This window comes from Mycetohabitans endofungorum (assembly GCF_002927045.1).
Classification (GTDB): domain Bacteria; phylum Pseudomonadota; class Gammaproteobacteria; order Burkholderiales; family Burkholderiaceae; genus Mycetohabitans; species Mycetohabitans endofungorum.
This window is the reverse complement of sequence record NZ_PRDW01000007.1, coordinates 1-14,677: the sequence shown is the minus strand read 5'-3', so window position 1 is coordinate 14,677 and position 14,677 is coordinate 1. Positions and strand designations below refer to the sequence as shown.

Here is a 14,677-nt window from a genome sequence, read left to right as displayed (position 1 = left end):
CCGTGTCTAATATAAAGTGGCGACGCGATTCAACTCATTACTGGATGTTCGCCCGCAGCTAGCGTCGCCGCCAGTTGGGACTCCTGTACCGTCCACAGGCTATCGTCATCGGCCAACGCCTCGAGCACCCGGCAGTAGTCGGCAAACATCGCCTCGACCTGCGCCGGCGCCAAGCAGTCGGCCGCGAGATCCCAATGGATCAACAGCACGTCTTGATGCTCGATGCTGAGATTGTCCAACGCCACCCCATGCGTGCGGCTCGCGCTCTTGACCAACATCGTTCCGGCGGGTAGATCCAATGGCCCTTGCGGATTGAGCCGGGTAAAAACCACCGGAAAATTCAGCTTCCGCGGTCGTTGCTTATCCGTTGCCACCTTACGCAGCGCCTGCAAGCCGCTGATCGCGCCGTGGCGTTGGTCTGCAGTGAAGATTCGCTCACAACGCCGAACCCGCTCGATGAAAGTCATCGGTTCGTCGTTAAAGTCGATCCAACTCAAAGTCGTGAAGTCACCGACCAGCGCGTTGATCTCAGGGTGTACCGCAGGCCTGTGCCAGCCTGGCGCCACCAAAGTAAAGGCCTGCTTGCTGCTATGCTCGGCAATACTCCACGCATAGGCAGAAATTAGTAGCGCGTCCGCTGAGATACCTGCCTGCGCGATGCGGTGACGTAGCGCCGGCCAGCAATCAAGGCGGTGCTCGTAGCCTAGATACCGACCATTGGCATCCTTGTCATTTACCAGCGGCCCCTGCGGCAACAGACGGAATTTTTCTTGCCAGTACGCAACGGCGCTTTGCGCTGCCGGCGAACGCCTGTATTGTCCAAGCGCTTCAATATAACCACCAAAATTAATCGACAACGGTGCCGGCGGACGGCCGTAGTAGAGGTCCAGCAACTGGCAAATCAACAGATCCCGACTGGGAAGGTCGGCAATCAGCAGGTCTACCGCTAAATGCACCAGGCTGCGCCGCCCGTCCAGCGGGCTGACTCGCAATTCGGCATAGGGCCACTCCCCCAGCGCCGTTACCCGACCCAGCATCTCATCGGCGATCTGAGCCACATCAACGCCCTGCTCGCTCAGTTCGAGTTGCGGTGGTGGTGCCGCTTCCATAAGCTGTTGAGTCCCGCTGGGCAGAATCCGGGCGCGCAGCATCGGGTGGTGAGCCACCAATTGCCGCCAAGCTTGCTCTAACCGACTGATTTCAACGTCCTCTATGGCCACTGCCATATAGAGGTGCGAGCTGCTTTGCTTTGGGTAAAGCGAGCGGCCAAACGCATACGCCTGCTGTTGATCAGTCAACGCAAACGGCGTTTTCGTCGGCTCGCCCGGTGCCAGAACAAAGGGCCCCGTATGCCCGGCGGTGGAAATGAGTAAGGGTTGCTCCGCGGCCGTTAGCTGCCCCACCAACTCGTCCGTTTTTAAAGCCTGCCAGTCAGCATCGCCGTCTGCCAACTTGTGTAACAAATGGCAATAGTCGGAAAACAGCTGGTCAATCATGCCGTCCGGATAGCAGTCGATGGCGACGTCCCAGCTGAAACTCAGTGCACCACCGCACTCTCGCAGTTGATGATCAAGGTTGATCTGCGGCGTTTGCGTGACACAGTAGTGCTGCGCGTCACCAAAGCTGTCCGCGCCTCCAATCACTGGGTTGTTGAGCATCGACGTAAACACCACCTCGCCGCCGTTAAAATGCAGCTGTTTGCCACTGCGGCGCCGGGCTTCCCGCAGCGCGGCAACGCCGCTGACGCTGATATGATCAATGTCCTCGAGCAATTGGCGCTGAACCCGCTGCGCCAATTCAGCCAGGGTTTCTTCCGCCGCGCCGGCAAAGGCAAAAAAATGGGTCGAGATGAACGGCCCAACCAAATAATCCACTGCAGGATGTATGGGGAACCGGTTATAGAACGTGGAGATCAACGAAAATGCTTTGCCCGCATTGGTCTGCCTAAGCATTAAGCCGAATAAGGTCAGCAGCAATGCCGTGCCTGAGATTTGCAAAGCATCGCTCTGCTGTTTCAATCGCAGCCAACGGCTTGGCTCCAGCGTCGAAGCCAGTCGTCGTCGTTGGCGGCCAGCTGGCCGCTGTGCCTTGGGCAAGCACAAGCCTGGTGGCATCTGCGCCAGCTTATCGACCCAGTATTGCAAATCACGCTGGTAGCGTGGAGACTGTTTGAATGCCTCCAGCGATAACTGGTAGTCCCGAAATGACAAGCCGTGATCTGGCAGCTGCGCAGCGGGGTCCTGGTAAAGCATCAACCATTGTTGCAACAGTAGATCCAAAGAAGTGGCGTCGACCACTAGCTCGTCGATACTCAGGTGTACCCGGCTGCACTGTTGATCCAGCAGCGAAACGCGGATTTCAAAAAGCGGCTCCTGCCCCGGTAGGTAGACGTTGTGGGACATCGACGCACGGATGGCTGCCAACGCCAACTCGCGGCCGGCCGTGTCGATTCGTCGCAAATCCCGTGCTTTGATGCGATAAGAAGCCGATTCTCGGATTTGCTGGCGACCATCGTCGAGCAGCTTGACCCGCAACATTTCATGTCGGCTCATCAAGCGATTCCAAGCCTGGTTGAGACTGTAGACTTCGAGATCCGGCCAGTCGAATTCCAAATAGATATGGCAGCCTACCCGCTCAGTCTCGGCCAGTAGCTTGCGCCCCGACAGAAAAGATTGTTGGATATCGTTGAGTGCAAAAGGCTGCCACTGATCGTTGGGTGCCATTTGCAACCGAGGCACCGGGTGATTGTCCCCCTGTCCCGCTAGTGCCGCCAGATGGGTTTCTACCTCGCCAAGGCTCAGATAGGGGCTCAATTGCGCTAACGATACCGATAGCTGCAACTGCTGCTCCAATTTGGCTTTAAGACCGACTGCGGCCAGCGAGTTGAGGCCAAGGCTGGCCAGACTACGCGATTCATCGCCTTCAAGCGCGGCTGGCTCGCATCCGAGTAGCTCAGCCAGTATTTGCCGAAAGCCTTGCGGTTGCGCCACACCCTCGCTTTCCTGACAAGCTGCAGCAGCCTGCCGCGGCGGCAGCCAATGACGCACCTTAGCAAAGACATAGCCGGGCAGACGGATGCGCCGCGCCTCACCGAGACGCGGCAACTTGAGCCAGTCCAGCTCAACGCCTTGCCGCCAGTAACCGGCCAGCGCTTGCAAATCGCAACGGGCCAAGGCCCGGTCCACCTCGTCGCCGATTCCAGCTTGCAACGGATCGATCGCCACCGTGTCCGCATCGAGCATCGTGATTTCATTCATCGGCGCACGATTGAGTGCGTCGAGCTGCTGTTGTAGCGACGCGATGCTGTCAACCACGCAAGTCCAGCGGCATGCCATCGCAGTGCGCCCCACTTGCAATGTATAAGCGATGTCAGCCAAACCCAGATTGGGCTGTTGGGCAATATAGCGGCTTAGCAGCGCCGCCTGCTCTGTCAAACGCGCCGCATCACGTGACGACAACAGGATTAACTGAGGCCCGACGTCATCCTGTATCGTACGCTGCGGTGCAATGTACTCCTCCACGACTAAGTGGGCATTGACGCCGCCGAAGCCGTAACTATTGATACTCGCTCGCCGCGGCAATGCAAGGCCGTTCGCATCCTTTAGCGCTGGCCATGGGCGGCTGTCGGCCTGCAGCCGCAATTGGCGGGGATCCAGCGTAATCGCGGGATTCAGTTGTGCATATCCCGGAATCCCTGGTAACTGCCGCTGCGCCACAGCGTCGATCACTTTGAACAACGCCGCCATACCAAAAGCCAGTTCACAATGACCGATTACCGGCTTCAATGTACTGATCGTCCAAGGAACATCGTGATCGTCGTCGCTCAATTCCGCCCGGGCTGCCTGGATGGCGGCGATCTCTATTGCATCGCCAAGCAACGAGCCAACGCCGTGCGCTTCCACGTAACTAACGCTGTTCGGCTCCACGTTGGCCCTGCGGTAGGCGGCAACGATTGCCGCTTTCATACTATCTTGATTGGGCGCGGTCAGCGAAGCCCCTCTACCGCCGTGGCAAACGCCGCTACCCTTGAGCTTCAAATAGATGTGATCGCCGTCCCGCTCAGCGTCCGCTAGTGGCTTGAGCACCAGTACACCAACGCCTTCGGAACGCACATAGCCATCGGCCCCCGCTTGGAATGAGCGCGTTTGACCGTGCGCGCTGAGGAAATCCATCAGCCGATACCCTGCCGTTTCGTCAGGCGACAACAATAGGTTGACTGCGCCGATCAACGCTTGTCGGCACTCGCCAGCCTTGATCGCCTGCATCGCTCGGTGTAACGCTACCAATGCCGATGAACAGGCCGTGTTGCAATATTCGCTCGGTCCGCATAGATCCAGGATGTAAGAAACCCGGTTCGCATACATGCACGCAGACGAAGACGTCAGCAGGAACGGGCTATCTTTGGGGATTTCAACGACGCCGCGATATTCGCTCGGTGCGGCAGCAATAAATACACCGGTGGGGCTACGGGCTAGCTGCGTTGCTGGAATACCTGCATCTTCAAGCGCCAGCCAAGCATGTTGTAATAGCAACCGCTGCTGGGGGTCCATCAGCGCCGCCTCTGCCGCCGACACGCCAAAAAATGAGTGATCAAAGCAATCAATATCGTCGATATAGCCGCCTAGGGGACCCGCATTGGCGCGCCCGGCCGGCGCCTCACGTATCTGACTGACGCCGCTGCGTACCGCAGCCCAAAAATCCTCCAGTTCCCCGCCGGGGAAACAACCGCTGATACCGATGATCGCAAAGTCATCGTGGTCTTCGGTTGACGTGAATGGCGTTTTTTGTGGTGACGTGTTGGTGGATTTGGGGTGGAGCACGTTGCTGCCACTCGATGACGGCGCCTGCCCTTCCAAACGTTCTTTTAGCGCCGCAACTATCTTGTCGATGCTGTTATGGCGAAAGAAAAATGTCGGCTCCAGCGTGAGCCCAAACATCGGTCCCAGTTGCTCACCCAGCGCGAGAAGATCAGCTGAATCGAGTCCCAGCTCCATCAAGCTGTGGCGCGGCGACAGCCGGCTGTCTTCCGATTGACCCAAGCACCGGTTGACTCCGTGACGCACGGCGTCATCGATTGATACCGTCGACAACGCCACCGGCGCTGTGGTCAACTGCAGCTCTTGACGCTGACGGCTGGCTAGATCGTAATGCACCAGCACGCCGTAGCCCGAGTTGTCATGATCAGCCGGACGATAACCTGCCACCAGCCGCTCGATCCGTGCGCCGTGAAGCTCGTGAAAACGCAGTACCGGATCCAGCAAGATTCCTCGCTCGTCACGACTATGGATATAGTCACCCAAAGGAATTTGGCGATGCTTCGAATAGTCCTTGCAGCGGGTCACACCCACCACGGTATCAACACCGTTGAGCACAGTGCAGTATTGCAGCATAAACTCCAGCAACTGATCGCCGTACCCGCTGTACTGATGGGCTGGCAAGATGTTCAGGCTCTGAATCTGGACTATGCTGCCTTCGGTATGATAAAGCTGATCGACGGTCGCGAAATTGACTCCGAAAAGACCATCGATTTTCGTGATCCGCTGTGAATAGATCACACCGACCACCTCGCCGTCAAGCTCCAGCGCTAACTGTCCAACTGACCACTGACTCAGCCGGCGACGCAGGATCGGCTCGTCAACCCTTGCGCCTTCCGGCCAACAAGCCTTTTCCAGCATCAATAGTGCAGGCAGGTCATCGAGGGTCGCGTAGCGGATACGATATTCTCTAGCCTGGTAGCAACCGAAGGTCGCGTCGCAGTCGGCCCGATCCCGAGGTAACTTGTGCAACATTCCCGGTTTCGCAAACAACCCGACACCGGCCAACGCCATCAAGTAGTGGACTGCTTCAACATCGTAATGATACGCAAAGCGATCGGCCAGGGCACCACCAGGGCGCCAGTGGCTTTCGCTAAGCAGTACTAAATGGCTGCCAACTAAAGCAGCCAGACAATCAAAATGTGCTTGCAGGCCACCAACCACGCTGGCGCCGTCCGCCGCCAAGCCGTTGGAGCGGATGTAATAGCGTTGTGGCGCCAGTTGCGATTGCGGCACCGGCGTAGTTTCCGGTTCTTCAAGATTTTGCTGGCCGACACCTAGCCACAGCACCCGCTCGCTCGCCCCGACTCCAGCGTCTTCAAGGCGTCGTTGAAGTGCCGCCAGATCGCCCCGCACTGCGTCGTCCAGCACTAGCAACCGTAGTGGCAAGCTATCCAGCACCTTGCCTCGGGCAGTATGTTGGCGAATCCATTGCCACACATCATCCAATGAACTGTTGGAACGGCGACCAAATTCAACGATCCAGTCTGGCTGCGTAGCCAACGGCTGAGCATCAAAGATCGTGCTCAACAGCTGTTCAAGAGCTGGCTGGTCGCCGCGCCAGATCTGCCGCTCACCCGCCTCCTTTAGCCACCTCGATGCTGCAGCCCATCGCTCCCCCTTTCCAAACAGTACATCATCGAGAGTCGACGGTAGGCTGGCGTAGTAAACCAGGAACGACTCACTCAACAACTCAGACAATAGCGCTCGCCGCATTGGGTTGAGCGTCAACTCCTGCTCACCACTGCTTTGAATCCACTGTCGGGCAAGCAGGAAATCCGTTAGCTGATGCACCCACTTGAGGCTCGTTCGGCCACTGCCAACACGCCGTAGATTTACCCGTCCGGTGTCATGGTCGATCGCATCGCTCAACGTCATCCAACGCAATATCGCCAACGCCAACAAATCGTCGAGGCTGCGAATCAATGCAGGGCAACGCAAGTTCCAGTCCAACGCCGACAGCGACAACCAGCACGACAGTTGCGACAAGTCTTCTTTGACGGGTCCACGTTCAGACGCTAGCAGCGCAAAAAGTTCATCGATCCGATCCGGCAGGGCTTGGGCAGCATACGCCCGACTGCGAAAAAAATACTCGTCGTCGCTTGACTGGCCCAGCCAGCCAAACGCCTTGAGGCCGTCAAACGCAACCCGTAATGGGCCAACATTGACGGACGTCGTCGGGACAAACTGTTCAAGCTCAAACGGTTGGCCGATCCCACGACGGGAGATCAGCCGACGACTTTCGAGACTAAGAACGATAGAAAGAAAAAACAGATGATCGGTAAAAGTGACCATCATCAACATTTCCATAGCAACGGTTCATTTGTCAGCCAAACCATAGCCGAAAAGCCATATTGATTCAATGGTTTTTTGAAACAACAACGATACGCCGTTGACACGCCCCAATAATTCACTACATAAATAAATTGTCGTTTAGAAAAAGGTTGATCGAACTTCAATAGAAGATTTGCTCCTTTACGGTAAATAGTGTAGAAGCCTGGCCGCGTCACGCCCGACTTCGAAGTCGTAAGCGCTGCGTATGCGCGGCGCTGACTATGCCGGCAAAGTCAAGCGATAACACCCGATCCCAGCAGTGCGTGAACTCGTTCCTCATCGCTGACTACGATTTCCCGTATGTAGCACCATCGCATTTCGGCAACGCTCGCATTAGCGCTTTACATAGCGTCGTTACGATCGTGCGGCATGGACGATATCGTGTCGCAACAATAACCACATCGGTATACTTAGATACCCCGATACGGTTTGCACGCAAATAGCGCGACACTGCGACACGCGTTGTCAACAATCGTGTGCATCGCAGAAGGCTGCCGTTTTCTTGGAAACATCGCGCGTTGCGTCGAGTGAGTGCCGAGCGCGAGCTGGCGAAACACAAAGCTCAACGTGTAGGCAAGCCAATGTGTAGGCAAGCAATGGTTTGCCGCGACGAATGTACACACGGCATCCAAATTGTGCAGGACGCAAAATGAGTTTTGGCTAGAATATCGTTCTCTGCACCCTCCACATCCTAGGACAAATATATGCCGTACCTCTGCGAAGGACAGAAAACTTCCGTTGTTTTTATGTTTCCAGGCCAAGGTTGCCAGTTCTACCAGATGGGACGGGAACTCTATCAAAACAATTCGGTGTTCCATCGCTGGATGAACGAACTTGATGCGCTCATTCGCGTCGAGCTTGGGCATTCGTTAATTGCCGAAATTTACGATGCCAATAACGCACGTTCTAAGACGTTCGATGATCTTCGTATTAGCCACCCAGCCATCTTCATGGTGGAGTACGCACTTGGCAAAACGCTGATCGAGCAGCAGATCAAGCCCGACTATCTACTAGGCGCCAGTCTCGGAGAACTTGCCGCCGCCGCCCTCGCCGATGCACTGCCGTTGTCCGACGCGATTCGTTTCGTGACCCGCCAGGGCCAGCTATTTCACCGACGTCAAACTTCGACCACTGAAGGCGCGATGCTGGCGATTCTCTGCGATGAGTCGCTCTACCAGCGAACGCCTCTACTCCGTGACCATTGCGATATTGCGGCTTATAATGCTAAATCGCTGATCGTCATCGCCGGTCAATCCGCCCGGATTGCAGACGCTGAACGCTACCTCAGCAGTCAAGATATCGTGTTCCAACGCCTGCCAGTCAAACAGGCTTTTCATTCCCGCCATATCGATTTCCTTAAACCGGAAGTCGATGCGCTAGCCAGTGAGCTGCGTTTACGGCACACGCAAATCCCGGTGATTTCCTGCCACAACACCGAGACCTTGAATCAACTCGCGACCGACCACTTTTGGCGGACCATCCGCGAACCGATTCACTTCTCTCAAACACTGGCGCGGATTGAACAGGAAGCCGCCGAGCGCGGTGAGTCAATGATCTACTTGGATCTTGGCCCCAGCGGCACACTAGCCAACCTAATCAAACAAAATATTCGTGACCGTCAGGCGCCACAGACTTTCGCTGTGCTCAGCCCGTTCGGCCGTGATCTTGAAAAATTTGATGAAACGCTGGCGCTCGGACGGAGGCTACAACCGCTACCAACAAGTTCGACCGCACCAACACAACAAACGCCCCCGCAAGTACAGCCATTCGCGCGGCCAGCATCACAGCAAGTTCAGCAGCCAGTTCACGTGGCACAGCAGCCGTCAACGCGGCCAGCGAATGGCCCAAAGCGCGTTTACGTCTTTCCTGGCCAGGGATCGCAACGCGTCGGCATGGGAGCGGAACTGTTCGAGCAGTTTCCCGATCACGTTGCCCAGGCCGATGAAATCCTTGGCTATTCGTTAAAAACGCTTTGTTTGGAAGATCCAGATCGCCAGCTGTCCCACACCCAATATACCCAGCCAGCGCTCTACACTGTCAGCGCCCTAGCCTTCCTAAGCAAGCAACAACAGGATCTTCGTCAACCGGATTACCTTGCCGGCCATAGCCTAGGCGAATACTGCGCACTTTTTGCCGCTGGGGCCTTCTCGTTCGAAACTGGCCTGAAACTGGTCAAGAAACGTGGCGAATTAATGGCGCGCGCCACCGGCGGGAGCATGGCCGCGGTCATCGGTCCCTCCCCAGCAGAAATCAATTCGCTACTATCTCAGCATGGCTTGAATGCTCTGGATGTGGCCAACTACAACTCACCGACCCAAGTTGTCCTTGCCGGCCCTGCTGAAACCCTTAGCCAAGCCAAAGAGATTTTCCAGGAGCTGAAAATCACGGTTATTCCCCTGTCAGTCAGCGCTCCGTTTCATTCCCGTTATATGCAGGGCGCGATGGAGGAGTTTAGCGAATATCTGAGGCAGTTTAGTTATTCACCGCTGCAAATACCCGTGATCTCCAATATTCATGCCGCTCCCTACCGAGATAACGAACTGATCGACAACCTCACCCGACAGATCTGTGGATCCGTGCGGTGGGTTGACACCGTTCAGTATTTAATTCGCCAAGGGGAGTGCGAGTTCGAAGAACTTGGACCAGGGAATGTGTTGACCAAATTAATCAACAGTATCCGCGCCGCGGAAACTACTGTTTAAAACAAAGCTGCTGGTCATAGCACACCGCTTTGACACGCCGCTTTGATTGAGACATATCCCCACGGTCGTCTTTTAATAGTGGAGAACCAGTGATGGCGCTGCTCAATGATTCAAGCCGCGCCATCACAAGCATGGCGCGATAATAGGGTTGGTCACCTACGGGGCCAACCTACGCCAATACCACGGGTCTTGATCAAACCCAAGCCCGAGCTTAAAAAGTCACACAGTTTTTCTTAGACGCCAAAATCTGTATGCTAGGTGGCCATTTTTATAAGCCTTAAGGCCACTATCGTCAAAGAAGTGGAACATTGTATCGAATGCATGATACACGTCGGGCGGTAGAGAACTATGCTGCTTTTTTTCATTTACTAATGTCTTAAGTAAATGCTTTAGGTGACCTTGCTCACTTTCAAAAGCCCTCGCCACTCCGTCAGAAATGTCAATATAATCTTCTACGTTAAATTTGGAGTTCAGAATCATTGCCTGATGCTGCTCCAATATGTTGTTAAAAAAATCAACGCCAATTTTATCTTTTTCAGACAACACATCGTGATTGTCGCCCTTCATGGTATCGGCATAAAAAAACAAACCTTCTTTTTTCAGCACCCGCCGCACTTCTTCACCAAACCTATTAATGTCTGGGTAACAGTGAGATGACTCGATGTTGACCACCACGTCGAATTCTTCATCGGCAAACGGTAAAGCCGTCGCGTCGCCACCAATAAAAGACAGCCCGTCAAGATGATGCACTTGTTTACAAAATTCGATATGCGCTGGACAGAAGTCCAGCCCGGTCACCGATGCAGCACCAGCATATCTAGCAAGGTAAGAACAATTTCCCCCTCTTCCAGAACCCACTTCAAGGACCTTTTTGCCGCGCAAATCGGCATCGCCCAAAATGGTTCGGATCAGGTTAGCTGAGCATTTCTGCTCAATGTCCTCCTCTTCGAGCCAATCAAAGTTGCTGCACTCGTCCAGATAGCCGTAGTTCAGAAACGTTAGACGGCCGTCGGGAAACATCCGAGTCATCATGTCATACCATTGACTGATCGGCGATACGTTTTCTTCTGATGAAATTGTCATTCTTTACCTCGTTATTGAAATGGTTATTGAAGCTTGCTCATCATAACCCACTGAGCAAAAACGTTCCAGCTAGATTATTTTGCCGTGCTCAGGCGGCTGTTCATGGCAATAAGAGTCGCTAACGTAACCTGGACGGCAGGCCGTAAGCGCCGTATCCTGGGGTCATGGCAAGGCGCAAAATCAGCAATGAATGGTGGGCGGTGCTGGAGCCGTTGATTCCAGCGTTCACGCCCTCACCCAAAGGCGGGCGTCGGCGCACTGTTGGCGACCGGGCGGCATTGAACGGCATCGTGTATGTCCTGCATACAGGCATTGCATGGGAAATTGAGCGGTTCGCCGCGCAAACGCCCGGGCAAACTGCATGCGCACAAGGGCTGCGACTTTACCCGCTGCCGACGCTATCTGAAACAACGCGCAATCACTGCACGCATCGCCCGTCGCGGCGGAGAAAAGCGCGAGCGGCTCGAACGGCATCGCTGGTAGTCGAGCGCACGCACGCCTGGTTTGCCGGCTTTGGTAAGCTGCGCATCCGCTTCGAGCGGCGTCTGGACATTCATATCGCCTTGCTCTGCTGGCCGCTGCCGTTATCTGTTCGCGCTTCGTGGACGACTTGTGTTAGCGACACTAAACCACTTTTTCTCTTCCGGATGTAACTGCCAATTGAAGCGTAGATATTTTATCTCGACCCACGCTTTTGGTCATCATTTTTATTTTTGTAACTATCCCCTGCTTCGAGGTATGTTATGTCATGTTGAATCGCTCGAAATTTTTCGGGCTTATCATTCAGTGAATCATAAAAACACACTGCGACCTCATCCAATTCAGTAATGCAGAGAACACAAAACCAAGAACAGCAGAAAGCAAAAATTTCAATGTGGGTTCTTTATATACCAGCCAGGCAGTCAGCAACACACCAAAAAATAGCGTCGATTTTAACCAGTAAAAAAACTTTTCTTGTCTCAATTTCAGATCGCCCCTACCAAACATCAGCCAAGTGATTGTAAGGGATGCAAGTGAGATAACTATGAATCCCACCTCTAGAGTCACTGATCGCCCTCCTTGAATTTATGAATCCGCCCAGTCCTATCAAATTTCCAAAAGAAATTTCAATCTCCTTTCCTGCAAAGTCTGGTGTAGCCTTTGTTATCACAAGAACCACCTTTCCAATCCAAGAATTCACCTCTCCAACCCAAGCATTTAAAATGGTGATTTTGCATTCCGCAGCAAGCATTCTTTTCCAATTCACCTTCCTTCACTTTTTAATATTATTAATAATTATCGCACCTTTAGAGCCAACTTCGAACAACAAGATACTTTGCGTCGCACCAATCGGCAAAGGAAATTTAGTGAATGGATTTAAATTCGGATTATTGAAGCATGGCACAGTCACGTCAAATATAGAATTCGGACGATTCATTCCATCATACGCTACCATCTTCAAAGAAAATTTGAGCTCGCAATCCTCCAATAGCAAAGAGGAGATTTGCGCCTATGTAGTGTCACCCCATATTGGATTTTCTAGGACTCTCACTTGAACCACGGACCAAATTTCTCCGGATCGTCGCTCGCCCCCCCCCGATTTGCCCAACGATTTTGGCAAATACTTCGCAAACACAACGAACAGAACAATAAATAACGGCAAACCTATCAATAAAATCACTTCGTTATCGCCAAGACCAAACACTATGCGACAAATCCCTGCGACCAAGAAAGACCAACATCCCGCCCCGCCCAAGGCAACACCGCCTATGACTCCATATATTTGAACGGTCGCATACAATCTGCGCCAATTCACTTCTTATCTCCCATGACCTGCCGAACATCATTGACGACCGCGGCCCCTTTCAAACCAACGCCAAAGAGCACCCCCCTGCGTCGTACCATACGGCCAAGGCTGCTTAATAAATGGCAGCAAGTTCACGTTATCTATACGTGAAACCGTCACGCCAAACATCGAAACAGGCTTATTTAGTCCATCAGCAACACCAACATTTAGTTGGGCTTTAACTTTCAAAGCCGCTATAGAGAACGCGAAATTAACACCATCGTACACAGCATTCCCCCATGTAGGGTTTAACTGATTAAAACCCCAACGCAACGGATTATCACCAGGTGCATTCACACTATTATAGCGGTTATACAGACCACTTCCGCCCTCTACCACTTCGCTCAACCCAAAGCCCGCCATCCAGCCGCCGACCGTGCAACCAAGTCCTGTCGTGCAAAGCCCAGCACCTGTCTTCGCTGTCACGCTTCCAACAACAACCTTCGCCACATCCTCTGCCACCCCTCCCGGATCGCTCTTCACCGCATTGCCAATCTTCTGACCTGGCGTGTACTTGAACAGCCCCGCCTCTTTCTGTTGATTCGCCCAATCGATTTCTGGTTGAAGTTGTGAAGCCTCAAGCTGGCTCACATAGTGCTTCGTGTACTCCTCGCTTCCCGGCTTGTACTTCGCCCAACATTTCACCGCGTAGCACACCGCTTTGGCTAGCCGCTCTTGCTCCGCCTTATTGCTGCCCGCTTTTTCCGCGATCGCCTTTTTTAGTTGTCGTGCAACTGCCAGTTGAACCGCTCACTCCTGTTTCCGTTGGCCCACATCCGTGGTTTTCATTATCTATTAACCATATATTTTTTCTCACAAATCCATATTATTAATTAAAAAATGGGCAAACCAATCAAATTAATTTCCGTACTTGCACAAACTATCCATTACTGGCGCAGTATTGTTATCGGGCCCCAACATCCAAGCCAGAGAAGGCCAGATTATAAACCACACAACCCAACCCACCACAATTATCAATATTAATAAAACAGAGACAAATAACCAACTTCAATAACCTCACACTTTACTCGTAATTTCATTTTCCATGAACTTTGAAGGAAGATTCCAAGTTTGCATTGACCATACCGCCCGCTCCTTCTGAACTGATTGTGCCAGACGCAGTGCTACCTAGTGAGGGAAGCGTACTCGGCGGAACATATTTCAACATGCCAAGGTCTCATTCAACCCATTCTGGACGATATTACTGGTTCAATTTCGTATTCAAGGCTTTCCCAAGCGAATCCCCTACTTTATAATCGATTAGTAAGCCAGCCTCAGCACCCACCATGCCAGCATTCGGATCTTCACCTTTAACAACAGAGCCCAATAAGGCTTCTTCTGTTCGCATTAACATACCGAGTAGAAGGCTTGTACCAAACGTCAGCGCGCCAGCTAGACCAGCTGCCCCTGTACGCCTGATCAATAACTTGTATTTCGAATAATTCAAGACTGGCTACCTATTGTTCACCATTTCTTGCTGAATTTTCCGCTTCCCTTTTCTCGCGTTTTAAGGCGCGAAGCTCTTTGACAAACTGCCAGGACACCGCAAAAAAGAATGTCAGGTACCCTGGTACTCCGGCAAGCACAGACTTCCAACCCGCACCCTGAATTATGGAAAATAATAGTGGAACTAAAATCATACCCAGTATACCAAGGTATCCCAAGGCAAATCGCCGATACAATTTCCTGCGTTTCATCAAATAAGACATTAATTCTTTTCTCCTTTATTTTTCTCTTTTTCAATCGCTGCTTGCATAGGACCTGGAAAAATTTGAAAAATATACCCTAAACTTGTACCAAGTTGACCTGGAACAATATATCGAGTGAGGCTCCCCCCAAATCAGGGCCGTTCTAAAGTGGAAATTTCCGGCTCTTCGGGGTGGGCCGAATCGGCCCGGGGCCTGCACTGGCAGGCGAAC

Annotated in this window: 6 protein-coding genes and 1 pseudogene; 2 read left to right on the top strand and 5 right to left on the bottom strand. The window is 53.1% G+C overall.

Annotated elements, in window-relative coordinates; genetic code table 11:
- Positions 1-29: 29 nt before the first annotated feature.
- A complete protein-coding gene (locus B0O95_RS08330; protein ID WP_233203245.1) occupies positions 30-7,112 on the bottom strand; it encodes a beta-ketoacyl synthase N-terminal-like domain-containing protein in 7,083 nt (2,360 codons plus the stop codon).
- Positions 7,113-7,852: 740 nt separating this feature from the next.
- Here B0O95_RS08330 and fabD point away from each other — a divergent pair.
- The gene (gene fabD, locus B0O95_RS08320; protein ID WP_104077485.1) at positions 7,853-9,850 is read left to right on the top strand and encodes an ACP S-malonyltransferase; all 1,998 of its coding nucleotides are present in this window, start codon (positions 7,853-7,855) and stop codon (positions 9,848-9,850) included.
- A 219-nt stretch (positions 9,851-10,069) separates the two neighbouring features.
- On the opposite strand, the gene B0O95_RS08315 is transcribed toward fabD, so the two are convergent.
- Entirely contained in the window at positions 10,070-10,933 is an 864-nt protein-coding gene (locus tag B0O95_RS08315; RefSeq protein ID WP_104077484.1) for a class I SAM-dependent methyltransferase, read from the bottom strand.
- Between the two features lie 164 nt (positions 10,934-11,097).
- On the opposite strand from B0O95_RS08315, the pseudogene B0O95_RS08310 reads away from it, so the two are divergent.
- Positions 11,098-11,552: pseudogene (locus B0O95_RS08310) on the top strand (transposase).
- A 1,203-nt stretch (positions 11,553-12,755) separates the two neighbouring features.
- On the opposite strand, the gene B0O95_RS15505 reads toward B0O95_RS08310, so the two are convergent.
- The 3 genes from B0O95_RS15505 to B0O95_RS08305 form a co-directional block, all read right to left on the bottom strand.
- Positions 12,756-13,349 (bottom strand): hypothetical protein, encoded by a 594-nt coding sequence (locus B0O95_RS15505; RefSeq protein WP_146064031.1) that lies wholly within the window; start codon positions 13,347-13,349, stop codon positions 12,756-12,758.
- A 610-nt stretch (positions 13,350-13,959) separates the two neighbouring features.
- Positions 13,960-14,205, bottom strand: coding sequence for a hypothetical protein (locus tag B0O95_RS15500; protein WP_146064030.1), 246 nt, complete (start codon positions 14,203-14,205; stop codon positions 13,960-13,962).
- 10 nt (positions 14,206-14,215) lie between these two features.
- Complete coding sequence (locus B0O95_RS08305) at positions 14,216-14,467, bottom strand: hypothetical protein (RefSeq protein WP_104077483.1); 252 nt, start codon at positions 14,465-14,467, stop codon at positions 14,216-14,218.
- Positions 14,468-14,677: the final 210 nt, after the last annotated feature.